We start from the raw sequence: 19,385 nt of genomic DNA on the forward strand, positions 1-19,385 counted from the left end.
AAACACCTTTGGCACAAGTACAATATCTCGGCACTGGCCGTCGTAAAAGTTCAGTAGCTCGTGTACGTCTCGTTCCTGGAGAAGGCAAAATTGTCATCAACAACCGTGACGTAGAAGACTACGTACCATTTGAAACACTTCGCGAAGTGATCAAACAACCACTCGTTGCAACAGAAACTCTTGGAAGCTACGACATCCACGTAAACGTCCACGGTGGCGGTTACACTGGACAAGCAGGCGCAATCCGTCACGGCGTTGCACGTGCACTTCTTAACGTAGACCCAGATTTCCGTCCAACATTGAAATCTGCAGGACTACTTACACGTGACGCTCGTATGAAAGAACGTAAAAAATACGGTCTTAAAGGCGCTCGTCGTGCACCACAATTCTCAAAACGTTAATATTTTCATATCAACGTTTACAGCCTCTTCCCGAAAGAATCGGGAAGGGGTTTTTTGATGTCGAAAACTGAATTGACTACCCTTTGCTTAAAATTGAATATAATCATGAAGCAACTTAGTTGTTTTTTCTTTCACAGATTCTGAAACATGTGTAGACGTTCCTGTTGTTTGAATGTCTTTATGTCCTAATTGTGCTTGCACAGTTTTAATTGGGGCTCCTACTTCTAATAAAAGTAAAGCAAGAGTATGCCTAAAGCTGTGAACTGTAATCTTAGAAAAGTTAAGATATTTTATTTTTCTTCCTCAGTATCGAAACGGGTGAATACAGATTCTTTTGCTGTCTGATAATTTAGTTCTATTTTTGCGTAATCTTTTTTGAGGTTCTTGCAATTCTAGTAAGATGGACAAAGTCCTGTCGTCTATGTCGATTATCCCCTTTTGGCCGTGCGGAGCCGGACAATTTTTATTGAGGATCAAAAATACAAACGCTTGACAATTACCCAAATGGGGATGGATTGTCAGGCGTTTGTATCGTTTTGAAGAGTCGATATGTCTATTTATAAAGTCCTCCAGTATACAAGTCAGTGATCGTTTCCGCAATATCGTTAATGTCATCGGTAATTGCGTTGAGTACCAGATCCCACATTAGTTGTTCATTCATATAAAACCAGCCTTTCGCTATTAGGACTGTATTTACTTTTTTTCTTGCCAAGCCGCTCTGTTGCACCTGTGTGATATCTTTCGTTATTGCAGTAATGAAGCGTAAGCGTATTTGATTCCACTTTTCACGGACAATTTCTGAGACCCCAGTTGCTTCATTAATTGCTTGCATCATTTCTTTTTCTTCCAAAGCCAATTGTAAAAAAAGACGCGTTTGTTCCTTAATTTGTGCATAGGCTTCTTGCTTTGTTTGAGGTTGAAAAGGGCGGTCTGCCACCTCATACATCTTCTTCATAATATTTTCCATTAACGCAGTGAATAACTCATCTTTATTGCGGAAATATAAATAGGCTGTGCCATAGCCTGTTTTTGCAAGCTCATTAATTTGTGTCATGGTTGCTTTTTGGAATCCTTTTTCTAAGAATATGATGCGGCCAGCGTTCAAAAGATTTTCTCTTGTTTGTAATGCTTGAAGTTGCCGTTTTGAAAGGTGTTCCGTCTTATTCACTTTTATTCATCCTTTCAGTGTTTCTATGATGTTGAATGAAAAAATCTTTCTCAACAATCCTTGTTGCTTGGAAGTTAGATGCAAACCATATGATCGATGTACTTTATTTAGCAAATCTTTTTGTACTGGAAGCGAAGTGTCAGATACAGATGACTCCCATCTCTATAGGTGGCGAGATAAATGCGTTTTTATTTCTTGTTTAGCAGGTGTTCAACTGCCCGCTGAACAAAGATAAAGCTTCCAGTGGATGTCACGGATTTCATTATCGTATAGTTTATCTTATAAAAATAATTCCGGCAATTACCCATTCGCTGACATTGTGTCATTGACTATTAGTCATATATCCTGCTATAGTATCAATATACTGAAAATTCGGCGGCGAAGGGGTGGTCAAAAGTGGTAGTACAAGAACAGTTAACAAAAGAGTATGCACAAAAACTTGATCAACAAAACGAGTTGAAAATGTATCGCGATGAATTTTATATTCAACCGGGTGTTATTTATTTTGATGGGAACTCCCTAGGATTGCTATCCAAACGGGCAGAATCAACACTGTTGCAACTAGTGGATTCCTGGAAAAAGTATGGGATTGACGGATGGACAAATGGAGATCATCCTTGGTTTTACTTATCCGAGAAATTAGGCAAAGGGAATGCTCCACTTATCGGAGCAGAGCCAGAAGAGACGATTGTGACAGGTTCTACGACGATAAACTTACATCAGCTAGTGGCTACTTTTTACAAGCCTGAAGGCAAGAAAACGAAAATATTAGCAGATGAGTTAAATTTCCCAACGGATATATATGCGCTGAAAAGCCAATTGCAATTACATGGCTATGCCCCAGAAGAGCATCTTGTTCAAGTGAAAAGCCGAGATGGCAATACTCTCCAAGAAGAGGATATTATCGAGGCAATGACAGATGATATTGCGTTAATTGTCTTACCAAGTGTGTTATATCGTAGCGGACAGCTTTTAGATATGAAACGATTGACAGCAGAAGCACATAACCGTGGCATTCTAATCGGCTTTGACTTATGTCATTCTGTGGGCTCAATTCCTCATTCGCTAAGCGATTGGGATGTGGATTTCGCGTTCTGGTGTACATATAAACACTTAAATGGCGGACCTGGCTCTGTTGGTGGCTTATATGTTAATAAGAGGCATTTTGGAACATGCCCAGGACTTGCTGGCTGGTTCAGTTCAAAAAAGGATAAGCAGTTTGATATGGAGCATACGTTAAAGGCGGCGCCGGATGCGGGGGCTTATCAAATGGGAACACCTCATGTACTTAGCTTAGCTCCACTTCTAGGCTCATTAGACCTTTTCAATGAGGTAGGTATAGAGAAGATTCGCAAACAGTCACTACAATTGACGAATTATTTAATGACATTGATCGATGCCGAATTAAGTGAATATGAATTTATTGTTGCAAATCCACGGGAAGATGCAGCAAGAGGTGGACATATTTACCTTGAACATAAAGAAGCAGCTAGAATTTGTAAGGCGTTGAAGGAAAACAATGTTATTCCTGATTTCCGTACACCTAACGGAATTCGTCTAGCTCCTGTAGCTCTTTACAATACGTTTGAAGAAGTATGGGAGACGGTTCAAATCTTGAGAAAGATTATGAAAGAAGAGCAATACAAGAAATTTGAAAATAAACGCGACGTTGTAGCATAAAGTGAAACTTCAATCAGTGGGGGTTTTCCCCATCCCCCACTGATTGAGGGGAACACAAGCTAAAAGCGTCACGTCCTGTGACAACGCTTGTGTGACCAACATCGTGTTGGCCCGAACCAATCGGGCTTTTATCTTCCTTTAACGGATGTCCAAACTATTCGCTGAAGGAAGGCAACTTAAGTTGACGGCGTTCTGTAAGTGCCTTAATTTCTGCAAAGAGCGCAGAAATACGGCCAATCGAACCCTTCGCTGTTCGATTGGCAGTTGATCTCCCACCTATCCTTATCGTTTTACTTAAGTCTTGAGGTGGGAGTCATACTGCCCGTTAATGCGGGATAAATTAGAAGGGATCTGGGCTAGTCTCGGACTTATTTTGATGCTAGCCTTGGATTGCTTTGTTCGGTATGATTGGAAAATGCAATTCGTTAATATTGAAAGCGCTTCCAGTATTTCTCAAAGTAAAAAAATTATTTGACAAGAATTGTGTATTTTACATTTTGAAGGAGGAAACAACATGTCAAAATCAATAGCAGATCTTCATAAGAAGCTTGAAGCAGAAAAAAATATCCACACAGATTTTAAGGATAATATGACCTATGGCGAGTATTTAAGCTTGGATAGTATTCTATCTAGTCAGAATAGACTTTCAGGCCATCATGATGAAATGTTGTTTATCGTCATTCACCAAGTGAGTGAGCTGTGGATGAAACTGACACTACATGAGATGACAGCAGCCATTAAAGCGATTAACGAAGGACAAATGCAGTCTGCCTTTAAAATGCTGGCGCGTGTTACGAAGATTCAGTCGCAAATTATTCAAGCATGGGATGTGTTATCAACGATGACACCTGCCGAGTATTTAGAGTTCCGCGATGATTTAGGGAAAGCATCTGGTTTCCAATCGTATCAATACCGACTGATTGAATTTGCTTTAGGTTATAAGACGGCACATATTCTTAAAATTTACGAAAAAGATCCCGCTGTTCATGAAATGCTAGAAAAAGCTTACCATGCACCGAGTATTTATGATGTTGCAATACAAGCACTTTCGCGTGCAGGATTTGCGATTAATCCGGACTTACTAACCCGTGATTATTCACAAACGTATGCGGGTGATCCGACGGTTGCTGCTGCATGGGAAGAAGTTTATCGCAATGTAGATAAGTACTGGGAACTGTATCAGCTCGCTGAAAAGCTAGTGGATGTAGAAGATTGGTTACAACAATGGCGCTTCCGTCATATGAAAACGGTCGAACGGATTATTGGTTTCAAAGTAGGAACTGGTGGTTCTTCGGGCGTTAATTATTTGAAACAAGTATTGGATCACCGATTCTTCCCTGAACTCTGGGATTTACGGACAAAATTATAAGACTGTGTCGCCAGATTTTGGGGGATTCTGGCGACCAAAAATAGCGGTGAAATGGGGGAAATGTGATGAATGAAAGAAAAGATCAATGGTCATCGAAGCTAGGTTTTATCTTATCTTCGGCAGGGGCAGCTATCGGACTAGGGGCAATATGGAAGTTTCCATATGTCACTGGAATGAGTGGTGGGGGAGCATTTTTCCTTATCTTTGTTGCGTTTACGATATTAATCGGACTTCCGATGCTCATTTCTGAGTTTATTATTGGAAGAGGAGCGGGAAAAGAAGCGATTAGCGCTTATAAAAAACTCGCGCCGGATAGTTTATGGGTGTGGGTAGGCAGACTAGGCGTCGTTGGTTGTTTCTTGTTATTATCTTTTTATAGTGTTGTAGGTGGATGGGTTCTTATATATAGTGGTTTGTCGATCCCCGGTAAACTTATTAGTGAGGGAGCCAATTATCCAGAATTATTTGGAGCAATTACAGGTTCTCCCTGGATAACATTATTGGGATTATTAATTTTTACACTTGCGAATGTGCTCGTTATTTCTTCGGGAGTGCAAAATGGGATTGAAAAAGCGAATAAATATATGATGCCGCTTTTGTTCATCTTCTTTATCATTCTAGTTGTCCGTTCGTTGACACTTGAAGGCGCAATGGAAGGAGTTAAGTTTTTCCTAGCTCCTGACTTTTCGAATATAACGGGACAATCAATCTTATATGCATTAGGACAGTCGTTCTTCTCGTTAGCGGTTGGATTTTCTTGTATGGTTACATATAGTTCGTATTTAAAGAAAGATGTCAGTTTAACATCTTCGGCTACTACAGTTGTCAGTTTAAATATTTTCGTATCATTATTGGCAGGACTTGCAATTTTCCCGGTAGTCTTTGCATTTGGTTTTGAACCGGCAGAAGGGCCAGGCTTGTTATTTATGGTTCTACCTTCCGTTTTTGGACAGTTGCCATTTGGCGGTTTGTTCCTATGTCTATTCTTATTGTTATTCCTTTTTGCAACGTTAACATCGTCGTTCAGTCTATACGAAATTATTGTTGCGGCACTAACGGCTAATGGGAAGTGGTCACGTAAATCGGCTACTTGGTTAACAGGTTTAGTGATCTTTATCGCAGCGATTCCAGCAGCACTTTCTTCAAGTAATCTTGCAGGAGTAGAACTATTCGGTAAAAGTATATTTGATGCAACGGATTATCTAGTGAGTAACATGATGTTGCCATTCGGTAGTTTGTTAATTGCAATATTCATTATGCGTAAAATGGATCAAGTGATTGTCAAAGAAGAGTTCCACCTTAGTAGTAAAGTATCGCCTGCTTTGTTTTCAGCATGGTCGTTTTTAATGAAGTGGGTTGTACCACTTACAATTGGTCTGGTGTTCTTGAATACGCTTGGCATTTTGGAATACCTTTGGAATATGATTGTTGGATAGGGGATGACAGTAGATGCAGGAACGGAAATGGATTGATATTTCGCAACCGTTGACGAATACGATTGCTACTTGGGCAGGAGACACCCCCTTTTCTTATGAAGTAACTTATTCGAAAGAGCAGACGGGCTCTGTCAATATTGGCAAAATCACGACAAGTCTGCATACAGGAACGCATGTGGATGCCCCCTTTCATTTTGATAATGCTGGCAAAAAGATTCATGAATTAGATGTCAATATCTATGTAGGGCCTGCGCGTATCATTGATGTGACTGGTTATGAAAGTGTGGGAAGACAGGAGTTGGAACAGTTTCAGTTGAAGGGCATTACGCGGTTACTGCTGCGTACGATGACTGAAGTAGATCCGAGCGTATTTCCGGAAAACTTCACTTATTTGCGAGAGGATATCGGTCCATTTTTACAAGAAAAAGGGATTCGGTTGCTTGGCGTAGATGTTCCGTCGGTAGACCCAGCAGAGTGTAAAGTGGTAAGTGCGCATCATTCGCTTCACAGAAGTGATGTCCATATTTTAGAAAACGTGATGCTTGGGCATGTTGAACCTGGTAATTATGAGCTAATTGCATTGCCACTCGCGATCGAAGGGGCAGATGGGAGCCCCGTGCGTGCAGTCGTTCGACCATTAGATTGAAAAAAGTGATGTAGACACCTTATCTGAGGTGTCTCTTTTTTATAGGGTCAGAAAGTATAAGTTTTTTAACCAGAAAAATTGTCCCGTGAACGTTGTCAATGCTCATGCAATTGTTGTTAATTTCTCAACTGACAAGGAGATGAACAATGCGGAGAATGAAACAACTGGGACGGCGCAAACCGAAACGTATATTGTCTTATCGCTTAGATAATGGCGGCATTGACCAAGCCACTGTGGATGAAGCACTTAGTCAATTTCCAGCTGATATCCCGGAACGAGTGATCAAGACATCTGTAACGTTAACAGAGATGTTACATTTACTCAAAATAACTCCTACTGGCGTACCTACCTCTACCAAACCGACTCCAGTAGACTTTGGGTGAATATGCAACCTGATCTTGAAGAGGCGATGAAAGCATTGTCTGAGGAACCGTGGCATATTGGTGTTGACTCACGAATGGGGCTATCAACACCGCTAGAAGCAATCGGAAGACTGATGTATTATACAGGTGTTCATGCGGGTCAAATTTCTTTTATTCAGAAACATGGACAACATTCTACAGAATAATAGAACGTAAAAAATACGGTCTTAAAGGCGCTAGTCGTTCACCACAATTCTCGAAACGTTAATTTTTCGTATCAAACCCTTTTCCATTTTGGAAGAGGGTTTTTGTTGTGGAAAATGGAGCAGCGATGATAAGTATGTCTGAAGTGTAGGACAGTTTGCCGGGAATGTTGAGAACTCTGTGGAGAGTGTTGTGAAATTGGATGAATGTTGATTAGTTTGGTCGAAACGTTGATAAGTTCTTTGAAGGTATTGTTTAGTTTGCTGAAAGTGTTGAGAACTCTGTGGAGAAAGTAACGATCTACTTTTTGGGGAAGCAGATCGTAAAAATAATAATTTGAATATAACATTTAAATTTATTTGTTTCGATTGGTTATTTGAGAAAACACTGATTGATACAGTGTTTGAACACTTTCGGGACTTTGGGAGTGTTACTAATCTCGTGTTTTTTGTTATTGATTTGTAATCAACTGATTATCCGCGTGTAATAATTTCTCTTTATACTAAGATACCTAATTAGTCAGCAAGGGAGAGAGCAAAATGAAAAATAGATTGTTTCAATACTAATTGATAACTAAATGCATGAGAGAGGTCAGGGATTGTTTAGGATGAAAAAACGAATTGGTTCAATTTTTTTAACAGCATTAATATTTATGTCTGCGTTAGGTAATTCCGCTAATGCAATGGACAGTAAAACAGAAGGAATAAAACCTTGGATGAACACTCAGCTTTCTGCTGAGGAACGTACCGAGCTGCTTCTCGATGAAATGACGATGGAACAGAAGATCCAGCAAATCGCTATTTCGCGCTTCAATGAGAATGACAAAGGTGAGACGGTTGTCATCAAAAGAGGCGGTACTAGCAAGTATATGAACGGCGAATTCGCGCCTCAGGGTACCCTGCCTGGATGTGAGTGGCAGGATACCGGCCGACAAATTCGTGGGATTGAGGACCTGGGCATCCCTACAATTCGTATGACAAACGGTGGTACGGGCGTGAAGGGCGGTTCATGTGGAAATGATCCGGAAGCGACAGGCCTACCGTCCACTTTGGCTATGGCTGCGACTTTCAATCGTGAATTGAACTATGAGGCTGGTCGAATCCTTGGTGAAGAGACACGGGCCTTTGCGCATCACGTGTTGCTAGGACCGGGCATGAACCTTGTGCGCCATCCATATAATGGTCGGAACTATGAGTACTTCAGTGAGGACCCGTACTTAACGGGTACACTGGCGACTGAGCAAGTCAAGGGAATTCAGGACCAAGGCGTACAAGCCCAGCTTAAGCACTTGGCTGGTAATGAGCAGGAAACTGAGCGTTGGACGATGGGCGTACAAGTTCCGTCACAGGCAATGAACGAGCTGTATATGTTGCCATTCGAGATGACTGTCAAGGATGCTGACCCAGCCTCTGTGATGTGCTCGTTCCCGGATGTCAACGGAACCTATGCATGTGACAGTTCTGAACTGCTCCAACATGCCCTGCGCGACAAATGGGGCTTTAACGGTTACGTCATGAGTGACCGTCGCGCGATTCACGACACAGTATCTGCCATCAAGGCGGGCACGAATGTCGAGCTAGACTGGGCACCACAGTATTACACTCAAGAGAAGATCCAAGAGGCCCTAGACTCAGGTCAGGTGACTGAGGACGACATCGACAATCTACTTCGTCCGCGGTACATCAAAATGATCGAGTTTGGCCACATGGATGAACCTTTCGACAAGTTCATGCCGGAAATCGTTGATCCGATGGCTAACGGCGCAAGCGCACGGAAAATGGCCGAGGAAGGCTCCGTGCTGTTGAAGAACGATAACGGCTTCCTGCCACTGAACGGCGAGCCGAAATCAATCGCGCTAATCGGTGTTGAATGGTTCGCTGGCGAGGCCAAGATGTCCCCACGTTCCATTCGGGACAACAACGAGAACGTCGTGACTCCTTACACGGTTACACCACAGAAGGGTCTAGAGAACGTCATCAAGGAGCTAGGATACAACACAAAAGTGACGTACAACGATGGCCGTGACCCGGAGGCTGCTGCCAAGCTGGCCGCTGAGTCCGACGTCGTACTTCTCATGATCGGCGACAACCCGCATGAGACAGTGGACCGCAAGACTCTTGGCTTCCCAGCCATCGACCTCGACACGAACCCGGAACGAAAGGACTGGGTGAAGCAAGAGCCGCTGATCGATGCGGTCCTGGAGGCCAACGCGGAGAACACCGCTGTGGTATTGAAGACATCCGGTATGGTACTCATGCCATGGCTGGATAGAGTCCCTGCAGTCCTCGAGGCGTGGTTCCCGGGCATGGAGGATGGCAATGCAGTCGCTAACTTGCTCTACGGTAAGGTCAATCCTTCCGGTAAGTTACCAATGACATTCGGTGCTACCGAGCGTGAGGCGGCCTACGCGACCGAGGAGCAGTACCCTGGAACTCGTCAAGACACTGGCAAGATAGGTGGTCCAGGCGCGTATGGCGACGGTTCCGATCAGCTAATTGCTCAGTACAAAGAGGGCCTCGCGATGGGCTACCGCTGGTACGAGGCAAACAACGTGAAGCCGGTCTTCCCATTCGGATATGGCCTGTCGTACACGACTTTCGAGTATGGCGATCTTAAAGTCAAGAAAGTCCGTGGTGAAGGCAAAGGTAACAACGGCTCGTTGTCTGGCATGGACGTGTCCTTCACGATCACGAACACAGGTGATGTTGCGGGGAAAGAAGCGGCACAAGTCTATCTGACCCTACCAAACGAGGCGGGGCAGCCGGCTAAGCGACTTGTCAACTTCGAGAAGGTTTACCTTGAGCCTGGTGAGAGCAAGCGAGTGACTGTGCGTATTAACCATGCAGACTCTAACCACCCGTTCTCCTATTTCATTCCGGAAGACCCAGACAACCTGGCGAACTGGGCTGGCGGCGAGTGGGCAACTGCTGACGGTAAGTACCGCGTGCATGTCGGTGGTTCCTCAGCAGACACTCCGCTTGAAAAGGATGTCCCGATGAACTTTAAAATTAGCAAGGACAAGAATAACAAAGGCAATAAAGGCAACAACAATGGCAAAAGCCAATGATAATACCAATGGCAAGGGGAATTCTAACCCCCCTTACCATGGGATGATGTCGGCGACCTGTTAAGGGAGCGCCGAGGCATTCCAAAGGCGGTGAGCGAGTGGGCTCACCGCTTTTCTTGTCGTCTTCATGTGCGACGAGTTACGAAATAAATCAAGGAAGGACGTGAGAAGTTTGATAAAAGGATTCGTTCGGAACAGCCGGAGAGGTCCGGCGCACTTGTGGTGGATGGCTCTTGGCTTGGTGATTCTCTTGAGCGCATGCACCGATAAGGGATCCGAAGAGCCGGTCGAGAATGATGAAGCCGTGGGACCTGCTCCGACTGAACACGGCGACTGGCAGGTTCCTGGCTTGGTGGATCGGTCCGGATCGCCGATCGAGGTGCCGACGCCAGATTCGGCAACAGGCAGGACCCTTTACGTCACGGACTTCGGGGCAGATCCGGATCCGGACTCACACGACGACGCGGCAGCCATCCGGGCGGCGATGGAAGCGGCCGAACCGGGTGACGAGGTCGTGCTACCGGCAGGCACGTATGATTTGCGCTCCACTGACCCCGACGATGAATCGGCGAACATCGTGTTGCGCAGCGGCGTGGACCTGCGAGGCGAGGGACAGGAGAGCACCGTGCTGCTGTCCTCCTTCGACGGCGAGGATGACAGCCGGGTGATCCGTGGCTCTGGCGTCCACGACGTCATTGTCGCTGACTTCACTATCACCTCCCGTTATGAGGGTCCACTCGGCACCGATCCTAACGACGGCGAAGCGGGTGGCGGCCCGATGTATGGGATCTACCTCGGAGCCCACAAAGGACAGGCCAGCTCCCGTGTCTTGGTGGAGAATGTGGGCATCCGTAAGTTCGAGCGCCACGGCATCTCCGTCAAGGCTAGCCGTGAAGTGACCCTCTCAGGAAACTATATCAGTGAGGCAACTGCCGTCGGTCCTGGCGGACAGGGCTACGGCATCGCTATCGAGGGCTCAAGGAATCAGCGTGACCCGGATGCCGCCAACGATTCCCGGCACAATGTCGTCATCGGCAATACTTTCGATGGCAAACATCTGCGGCACGCCATTCTGCTGCAATTCCCTACACATAACAATCTCGTGGCGGAGAACACTATCGTCGGTAGCCATCTTGACGCCATCGACCTGCACGGCGAGGGTGAATACCTGAACGAAATTCGGGACAACACGGTCGTTGATGGTCAGCGGGCGGGCATAGCACTGGGCAATTCCGGGGGTTCCAAGAACAAGCACGATGCCTCGGGACCTGGAAATTGGATACACTCCAATCACCTGATTGGAAACCGCCAAGGAATCCTTGTTATACTAGGAACTCCTAACACCCTTATCGAGGACAACTGGATCAACGCCGGGGAGCATTCGAAGGCCGGCATCGAGATCCGCAATGCGCCGGGCACAGAGTTGCATGGTAACTACATCACCGGAGGGACCGATGACTTCTGGGCCATCCAGCTAAGTGAGGACCGTGGTACTGACGGGCGGGGCAAAGGAATCCCCTCTGGATTGAAGATTGAGCGCAACGCCATTCGACAGGCTACCAACGGCATAAGAATCGATGCCGGAAAGGATCTTAGCGTGGTCGGAAATGTCCTCGACGGCATCGACGGAGCTGAGCTGAGGGTGGCCGACGGGATTGAGGTGGGTCGGTAAGCCTAGCGGTCCACCTCAACTAGGGCACCGGGGGCATCGATGTGCCAGCCCTGCGGTGAAGGCATTATTACGGATTACCTCTGAACATCCAGTGAAAAACTAAAATTATATTGTTGTATTGAGAAATGAGGATCTCCTATTTTGGAGGAGTCTGGGAGTTGAATCTAAACTGTGTAAGTAGGAGAACGTATGGCTCCTAGTTATTAGTTTAGATTTTTTTATTGTTAAGGAAACTATAAAATCTTGAACTATAGTTAAGTTTTATCCGAGTGAATTCACGTTTAGCCTCCGGGTGCCAGCCACTCAGAGGCTTACAGGAAGTGGGGAACTTTGTATGGCAACTTTGAAAGTCAAGCCGACTCTGTGGCAATGAACGCCACAGAGTCGGCTTGACTTATGCCTGTCGTATCTAAGCAGGCACCCTGTGCTTTTTTTCTTAAACTCAAAATATGAAACACAGTTATTCTTCAGTTTCAAGTTGTAAGAAACGACCAACCTGCCGGGCATAGTCAGCTGTTGGATAGGAATTATACAAATCGCTTGCCAATCGAATCGGATCTCCAAAAAAATAGCGCTCATATTGCGTTTGCCTTGTTCCGAATGCGCTCATTGTTAGATCCCAAGCCAATCGAAATATTTTGACGCGCTCCTCTGCCGGCTTGCTAGCACCTTGCAAATATTGATGTAAGTCATCGGCAATAGTAGAATGAAATGCATTTTCAGTCGGCAAAGAGATCATGCCACTAGCTCCGATTAACTGGATAATTTCGGTGAAACGCGGATATATCTTAGGGAAAAGGGTTCCAGCCACTTTTAGGGGTGCAATGTCAGGGCGCATATAGCCCCACTCATCTATTGTTGCGTTATTCTCCGATCTTTCAAGCAACGCCTTCATCGTCTCAAGTCCAATAATGATCTCTGACATTTTTTCTTGAATATGCTGATACCCGCGAATGTTAATCGTTTCTACGATGAGCTCAGCAATCCCCAAAAGAAATTCCGTTTTAACAATTTGCCGGGTTACCACTTGGTGTTTGGCGAAATGATGAAAAGAACTTCTCGAAATAAAATCTTCAGCTACTTCTTGGTTGTTATAATAAAAGACTCGATTCCACGGAACGAGCACATTGTCAAAAACTACAATGGAGTCCATCTCATCGTACCGCGAGCTTAATGGATGGTTAAAAGAAGAATCCCCACCGACAAAAGTATCTCGACAAATAAATTTTAATCCTCTCGTATTAGAAGGGATTGAAAATGCAAAAGCCTCATCTTCATTTAAAAGAATTTTTCCGACGCTAAATACTAAAACTTCGTCTGTTAACCCTCCCTGAGTAGCGAGAAGCCGCGCCCCTTTAACGACAATTCCTATTTCGTTTGTCGCTATAACTTTAGCTGTGATGGGTTCTTTGTTCCTCTCAAAGTAAACTTGGGAGCGATTGACTTGTGGTGAAATAAATGTATGTGTAAAAGAAAGGTCATTTTCCATAGCGTATTCGTAAAATGCCTGCAAGTGGTCGGGAAAACAGTTTTCTTTTCCTTTTAAAAAAGGGACCGACGAAGCGAAGCTCATTAATACGGTGTTCAAATAATCGGGGCTTCTGCCCATGATTCCGCCAGTATATCTTGCCCAATGCTCTATCATCTTTCGCCTTTTGATTAAATCTTCCTTCGTTTTTGGCTGCATGTAAGAAAGGCCAACAGGTTGCCCGCTTTTGTGCGATAAAAAAGTCATCATATTTTTTAAGTCATGATTCTGTTGCATATCATAAAGTGCCGCTTTTGTCTGAAGCAACCCTTTGAAGGCGGGGTGTTCAGAAATTTTCCCATCAATCTTTTCCCCGTCAAACCAAATTTCTGCGCCTATCTGATTGATCCGGTTAATAAAGCCTTTTCCGTCTATTGCCCCCATATAATCACTCCGATAATACAAAGTAGTTATGACTAACTTATGCGCAAAACAGCTAGCATGAACAGTAGGACCGGCATTTTCTTTTTGCCAAATCTGTTGAAATTTTGTTTTATTCGAATTCGAGAAGAGTGGGAAGGGCTGAACAATTAAGAGAGAACAACATCTTGGCATTCAGTAACCTGCAGAGAACACAGATAACCGATAAGGCATGCTTGAAGGAGGAAGTGGTGAATCCCACAGGGGACTTCGGGATGGTGGAGCAGGACTGGCATAAGAAGAATCGTTGTTCACGGAAAGAGGCGTAACACACGTTGATGGAGCGAATACTGTCACGTGAAAACCTGCTGCCTGCCTTGAAACGGATGGAACGATAAAGGAAGTCGCGGTGTGGATGAAATACCCGTACAAAACCTACGGAAGTATATCATGATACCCGAATCACTCCCTGCTACTCGATTGTAAGAAAATGGGTGGGCGTTGTTCAGTTTGGGTGGGACGTTGATAAGTTTCGCGGAAGGGTTGTCTAGTTTGCCGTGAGTGTTAAGAACTTAGTGGAGAGCGTTGTGAAGTTGTAGGAATGTTGATTAGTTTAGTTGAAACGTTGATAAGTTTCATGGAAGGGTTGTTTAGTTGTTCAGAAGTGTTGAAAAGTTTGTGAGTAACGTTATGTAGTTGTGCGTATGTTGATTAGTTTGGTTGAAATGTTGGCAAGTTTCGTGGGAATGTTGTGTAGTTATTCGAAAACGTTGAGAACTTTGTGGAGAATGTTGAGAAGTGGTGTATGCGTTGCGAATTTTAGTCGAAACGTTGATAAGTTTTTTTGAAGACATTGTTTAGTTTGTCAAAAGTGTTGAGAAGTCTGTGGAAAACGTTGCGCAGTGAGGAATCTGGTTGGAACGTATAAGTCCCCAACTTTTGGGGACGGGGGCTTATTGCGACTGGAAAATCATTGCCCCCAATTTCCCCACTCCCGTTTACGATAAACGTGACGATGGAATATGATCGAGCATTGTGATCAATTGCTTAGCAGCTGGGGAGAGCAGTGTTCCTCGGTGATAGACATAGCGGATGCCCCTTAGAAATTTTACGCCTTGAATGGGGACTTCGACGAGTGTTCCATTTTCAATTTCCTGATTAATCGCAAGGCTAGAAACAATAGAGATGCCAAGACCATGAATGACACTCTGTTTAATGGCCTCTAGGTTACTGATTTCCATGTATTTGGGAGAGCTGAAACCGTATTTTTTAAATTCCCCTTCTAAATAATTTCGGGTAGCGGACTTATTCGGTTTCAAAATCCAAGTTTCATCGATTAAATCGGCTAATGTACACGAAGCCTTTTGACTAAGCCAGTGTTGGGGGCTGACGATGAGGACAAGCTCGTCTTCATAAAAACGATTGAATTGAAAACGTTCCTCATCGATCGCTATTCGGTCGGAGAGCACTAAAAACTCCACTTTTTTCGTCTCCAGCATATCAATCAAATGGCTGGAAGAGATGATATTCATGTTTATTTTGATACCGGGAAATTCTTTATTGAAGGTACTGAGTATGGCCGGGAGAAGGTAGATGCCGACAAAGTTGCTCGCGCCAAAGGACAATGTGCCAAAAGCTAAGTCGTCCAGTTGCTTAATATGCTCTTTGGAAGAATGAAATAAATTAATGATTTGTTCGGCATATGGTTTGAAATGTTCCCCTTGTTTTGTCAAATATAGTTTTTTTCCAATGCGGTCAAAAAGTTGGAAGCCCAAATCTCTCTCAAGACTTTGAATTTGCATACTGACGGACGGTTGTGAGCAAAAAAGTTTTTCTGCTGCCACGGTAAAGTTTAGACACTCTGATAAGGTGATGAAGGTTTGTAGTTTCGATAGATTCAAATCTAGCCATCCTTTCCAACTGCTATATGATGTATGCGCGATCAGTAAACAAGCTTATTTTATCATAGAACTATAAGGAATCGTTATGATTATTAGAAATAAATCAAATTGTATTATAATAATAGGCGTCCTATAATGAAAGCGAATACATGAAAAAGCGAGGAGGAAGGAAGATGGGTGAATCCCAAAAGAAAGTGGGAATGGGTGACAATGAGCCGCAAAAAAAGAAAAAGGGCGGTTTTGAGACCGGGATGAAAAAGTGGGGGATTCCCGTTGCCATAATTGCTGTTTTAGTATTGATGTTCATGCCTGCTCAAGAAGGATTAGACCCTGCTGCTCAAAAATCGCTAGCCGTCTTTATGGGGGCTTTGATTCTTTGGGTGACGACTCCTATTCCGATCTATTTAACATCGCTCATTGCAATTCTGTTACTTCCAATTGTGGGGGCAGTTGAAAGTGAGAAAGAGGTATTTGGGACGTTAGGGTATGATGTTATCTGGCTAATGGTTTCTGCCTTTATCTTAACTTCTGCTATGATTAAGTCGAATTTAGGGAGAAGGTTTTCCCTTTGGATGATCACGAAATTTGGACGAACGCCGAAGATGACGTTAATCGTCTTGATTATTATCAATTTTATTTTGGCGTTTTTCGTTCCTTCGACAACAGCAAGAGCGACGCTGATGGTACCGATTTGTATGATCTTGTTGGAAGTCTATAAAGCGATTCCGGGCAAAAGTAATCTTGGGAAAGTGATGATGCTACAAGGTCTTCAAGCGGATGCCTTGGCAACATCCGGGATTATGACAGCGACTGCAGGGAACATCATTGCAGTCGGTTTCATCAATGAGCAGGCTGGTGGGAATATTGGCTATATGACATGGCTTATGGCTTCGATGCCTGCTGCAATCATTACGATGGCGCTGACGTTTATGATCGGGTTGAAATTATTCTCTTTTAAAGAAGAAACTGGATTTGAAAATGCAAGGGATCAGTTAAAAGGTGAATTGAAGAAGCTGGGGCCTTTCTCGCTTGATGAGAAGAAGGCGACAGTCATTTTCCTGCTGACGGTGTTCTTATGGGCTACAGGTGACTATCACGAAGCTTGGTTCGGTTTTGAAATTAGCACGGCACAGGTTGCCGTTCTTGCAGGGCTCCTTTGCTTGCTTCCAAGAGTAGGATTACTTACTTGGAATGATGCAAACATCAAATGGGATTTGATGCTTTTTGCTGCCGGTGCATATGCGGTGGGGAATGCGTTGGATAAATCCGGCGGAGCCGTATGGATTATTGAAAAAGTGGTGTATGGTTTAGGGATTGAAAAAATGAGTCATGGAATGGTTGCTGTAGTTGTCATCTTCATAGCGATGTATAGCCACCTGATCTTCACAAGTAAAACAGTGCGTGTGACGATATTGATTCCGGCTTTCATTGCACTAGCTAAGTCGTTAGGGATGGATCCTGTACCACTCGCATTAGCGGCTGCGATGACGACGACTTTTACAATTACACTTCCACCGCATTCGAAAGTCAATACGATTTATTTCGGGACGGGTTATTTTTCAATCTTGGATCAAGTCAAATACGCGATTGTGACTTGTTTTCTTGGTGCCACGGTTATCAGCATATTCTACTTCACTTGGTTTAAAGTGATTGGAATATAAGAATAGTAGGAGGACAACAGGATGTACAGAAAAATGATTGTGGCCATTGCAGATGGACTGGGGGATCGTCCCCATACATTATTAGGCGAACAAACCCCATTGGAATATGCGCGGACGCCCAATTTGGACCGCCTTGCTTCAGAAGGGATCACGGGAATGATGGACCTGATTGCTCCGGGCATTCCCGTCGGTACAGATATGGGGCATATCATCTTATTCGGTTATGAGCCTCATCATTATCCGGGACGCGGACCGATTGAGGCGCTTGGCATTGGGATGGATGTGAAGCCTGGTGACATCGTGTTCCGCTGTAATTTTGCCACGGTAGATGAAACCGGTATTGTTGTCGACAGACGCGCGGGGAGAATCCGTGAGGGAACCGCCGAAATTGCTCACGCCATTGAAGGCATGGAGTTGGATGATGGTGTATTGGCACATTTTAAACCGGCTACAGAACATCGGGCGGTACTGATCCTCAGGGGTGCCGGTTTAAGCGACCAAATTAGCGATTCTGACCCGAAAGCGCCAAATGACGGGAAACCTTATCACCAGGTTGTCCCTATGGAGGCATCTGAGGAAGCCAATAGAACGGCCGCCATTGTCAATCAATTCCTTCAAAAGGCGCATGAACGTTTAGTCGACCACCCTGTGAATGTACAGCGCATAGCGGAAGGGAAGTTACCTGCAAACTTTATCCTAACAAGAGGAGCAGGGAAAATGGTCAATCTTGAGCCTATTAGTCAAGCGATGAAGATAAAAGGGAGTTGCATTGCTGGGGAAAGTACGGTGTTGGGGGTAGCTCAATTAGCGGGCTTTAAAACCATCACGGACCCTAGTATGACGGGCAACATCGATTCAAATATGGAGTTAAAAGCGAGATTGGCCATTGAGGAAATTGCAGACAATGATATCGTCTATGTTCATGTCAAAGCACCAGACGTGAAAGGGCATGATAATGAACCGCACGAGAAAGCGAGAGCCATCGAATTGTTCGATCAGATGGTAGGGCTGATTCGTCAACAACTACCGGATAATGTCTATTTGGCGTTAGCTGCCGATCATTCTACCCCTTGTGAAATCGGGGAGCATACTGGTGATCCAGTTCCTGTCCTTATTTCTGGTCCAAGCATTCGGAGGGATCGGGTCTTGCAATACAATGAAATGGATTGTGCTTATGGTGGGTTAGGGCATTTAACCGGTAATGACTTTGTAAGAACGCTGCATGGATTAATGGGATTCGTGAAAAAACAAGGTAATTAGGCGATTTTTCTTATAAAAACTCTTTTCCATTCAAGGAAAAGGGTTTTTATCGTGTTTAGGGAAGGAAACGCAGTAGCTTAATAAAAAGTCAACTAGCGCAATGGATCTCGGGTTTACTAGTTCTATCATGGCTTATTTGCCCTCCCAAACAAATCACCTTTCTCCCAAAGGCAAAGCGCCCGATGGTGGTTTAGTCATATAGAGCATCTACCAATTGCTTAGGATCCACCATCGACATCCCTTTTTCTTCTCTTAAAAATTTTATTGTTTTAATAGTACCAAGCGTTTTCAACTTCTTATTTGCCACAGCCATCAATTCATCATTCTTTTCATTAGGGAGTGATTTTTTGTTCTCTTCCCTCAAAACGTTAATTTTATTGGATTGAACGAAAATTATCATTAAGAATACGAGATTTAAAATGAGGGATGTAATTAAACCCCAGTTCATATTCAAGACCTCCTATTTTACTTCTAACTCTAACATTCACAACAGTCGTATTGAGAACTCTATGGAGAAAGTTGTTGCCAGTGGGATATTGATATGTACGTGGTGTGGGATATGGTCATTTTCGAACCGTGGTTTTTAATTGAGGGCATTTTATGATCTGACCCAATAAAGTTAGACAAATATTTTAGGCAGCTTCTAAGATCTGAGTTCGGTATTCTACCG

The 19,385-nt window shown here is 44.2% G+C and carries 17 protein-coding genes; 12 read left to right on the top strand and 5 right to left on the bottom strand.

Annotation, left to right across the window (positions count from 1 at the left end):
* Positions 1 to 8 precede the first annotated feature (8 nt).
* Positions 9 to 401, top strand: coding sequence for a 30S ribosomal protein S9 (rpsI, locus tag ACFPRA_RS15255; protein WP_239390253.1), 393 nt, complete (start codon positions 9 to 11; stop codon positions 399 to 401).
* An 87-nt stretch (positions 402 to 488) separates the two neighbouring features.
* On the opposite strand, the gene ACFPRA_RS15260 is transcribed toward rpsI, so the two are convergent.
* Together ACFPRA_RS15260 and ACFPRA_RS15265 are read right to left on the bottom strand one after the other, a co-directional pair.
* Positions 489 to 695 carry a tyrosine-type recombinase/integrase gene (locus tag ACFPRA_RS15260; RefSeq protein WP_381436470.1) on the bottom strand — a complete coding sequence of 69 codons (207 nt, stop codon included), beginning with the start codon at positions 693 to 695 and terminating at the stop codon, positions 489 to 491.
* Positions 696 to 954: 259 nt separating this feature from the next.
* Positions 955 to 1,569 (bottom strand): TetR/AcrR family transcriptional regulator, encoded by a 615-nt coding sequence (locus ACFPRA_RS15265; protein ID WP_381436390.1) that lies wholly within the window; start codon positions 1,567 to 1,569, stop codon positions 955 to 957.
* Positions 1,570 to 1,965: 396 nt separating this feature from the next.
* Here ACFPRA_RS15265 and kynU point away from each other — a divergent pair, with 396 nt between their 5' ends.
* The 9 genes from kynU to ACFPRA_RS15310 all read left to right on the top strand — a co-directional run bounded on the left by kynU (position 1,966) and on the right by ACFPRA_RS15310 (position 12,005).
* Positions 1,966 to 3,249: a kynureninase gene (gene kynU, locus ACFPRA_RS15270; protein ID WP_381436392.1), complete on the top strand. Its 1,284-nt coding sequence runs from the start codon at positions 1,966 to 1,968 to the stop codon at positions 3,247 to 3,249.
* Between the two features lie 514 nt (positions 3,250 to 3,763).
* The gene (gene kynA, locus ACFPRA_RS15275) at positions 3,764 to 4,618 is read left to right on the top strand and encodes a tryptophan 2,3-dioxygenase (protein WP_381436395.1); all 855 of its coding nucleotides are present in this window, start codon (positions 3,764 to 3,766) and stop codon (positions 4,616 to 4,618) included.
* A gap of 65 nt (positions 4,619 to 4,683) precedes the next feature.
* Entirely contained in the window at positions 4,684 to 6,054 is a 1,371-nt protein-coding gene (locus ACFPRA_RS15280) for a sodium-dependent transporter (protein ID WP_381436397.1), read from the top strand.
* Positions 6,055 to 6,067: 13 nt separating this feature from the next.
* Positions 6,068 to 6,700: an arylformamidase gene (gene kynB / locus ACFPRA_RS15285; protein ID WP_381436400.1), complete on the top strand. Its 633-nt coding sequence runs from the start codon at positions 6,068 to 6,070 to the stop codon at positions 6,698 to 6,700.
* Between the two features lie 146 nt (positions 6,701 to 6,846).
* Positions 6,847 to 7,083 (top strand): hypothetical protein, encoded by a 237-nt coding sequence (locus ACFPRA_RS15290; protein ID WP_381436403.1) that lies wholly within the window; start codon positions 6,847 to 6,849, stop codon positions 7,081 to 7,083.
* On the top strand, positions 7,080 to 7,268 hold the full coding sequence (locus tag ACFPRA_RS15295; protein WP_381436406.1) for a hypothetical protein: 189 nt from the start codon (positions 7,080 to 7,082) through the stop codon (positions 7,266 to 7,268). Before ACFPRA_RS15290 ends, ACFPRA_RS15295 begins: the two co-directional genes overlap by 4 nt.
* Entirely contained in the window at positions 7,268 to 7,330 is a 63-nt protein-coding gene (locus ACFPRA_RS15300) for a hypothetical protein (protein ID WP_381436473.1), read from the top strand. The genes ACFPRA_RS15295 and ACFPRA_RS15300 overlap by 1 nt, the downstream gene beginning before the upstream one ends.
* Positions 7,331 to 7,873: 543 nt before the next feature.
* On the top strand, positions 7,874 to 10,333 hold the full coding sequence (locus tag ACFPRA_RS15305; protein WP_381436408.1) for a beta-glucosidase: 2,460 nt from the start codon (positions 7,874 to 7,876) through the stop codon (positions 10,331 to 10,333).
* A 226-nt stretch (positions 10,334 to 10,559) separates the two neighbouring features.
* Entirely contained in the window at positions 10,560 to 12,005 is a 1,446-nt protein-coding gene (locus ACFPRA_RS15310; protein ID WP_381436477.1) for a right-handed parallel beta-helix repeat-containing protein, read from the top strand.
* Positions 12,006 to 12,465: 460 nt separating this feature from the next.
* Here ACFPRA_RS15310 and hpaB read toward each other — a convergent pair whose 3' ends face one another.
* A complete protein-coding gene (hpaB, locus tag ACFPRA_RS15315; RefSeq protein WP_381436411.1) occupies positions 12,466 to 13,917 on the bottom strand; it encodes a 4-hydroxyphenylacetate 3-monooxygenase, oxygenase component in 1,452 nt (483 codons plus the stop codon).
* 974 nt (positions 13,918 to 14,891) lie between these two features.
* On the bottom strand, positions 14,892 to 15,794 hold the full coding sequence (locus ACFPRA_RS15320; protein WP_381436414.1) for a LysR family transcriptional regulator: 903 nt from the start codon (positions 15,792 to 15,794) through the stop codon (positions 14,892 to 14,894).
* 173 nt (positions 15,795 to 15,967) lie between these two features.
* Here ACFPRA_RS15320 and ACFPRA_RS15325 point away from each other — a divergent pair, with 173 nt between their 5' ends.
* Both ACFPRA_RS15325 and ACFPRA_RS15330 read left to right on the top strand, forming a co-directional pair.
* The gene (locus ACFPRA_RS15325) at positions 15,968 to 17,455 is read left to right on the top strand and encodes an SLC13 family permease (RefSeq protein ID WP_381436417.1); all 1,488 of its coding nucleotides are present in this window, start codon (positions 15,968 to 15,970) and stop codon (positions 17,453 to 17,455) included.
* 21 nt (positions 17,456 to 17,476) lie between these two features.
* On the top strand, positions 17,477 to 18,715 hold the full coding sequence (locus tag ACFPRA_RS15330) for a 2,3-bisphosphoglycerate-independent phosphoglycerate mutase (protein ID WP_381436420.1): 1,239 nt from the start codon (positions 17,477 to 17,479) through the stop codon (positions 18,713 to 18,715).
* 190 nt (positions 18,716 to 18,905) lie between these two features.
* Here the strand turns inward: ACFPRA_RS15330 and ACFPRA_RS15335 are convergent, their stop codons facing one another.
* On the bottom strand, positions 18,906 to 19,163 hold the full coding sequence (locus ACFPRA_RS15335) for a hypothetical protein (RefSeq protein ID WP_381436423.1): 258 nt from the start codon (positions 19,161 to 19,163) through the stop codon (positions 18,906 to 18,908).
* Between the last annotated feature and the right edge of the window lie 222 nt (positions 19,164 to 19,385).

The sequence above is a fragment of the Sporosarcina soli genome (genome assembly GCF_042655805.1).
Lineage (GTDB): Bacteria > Bacillota > Bacilli > Bacillales_A > Planococcaceae > Sporosarcina > Sporosarcina soli.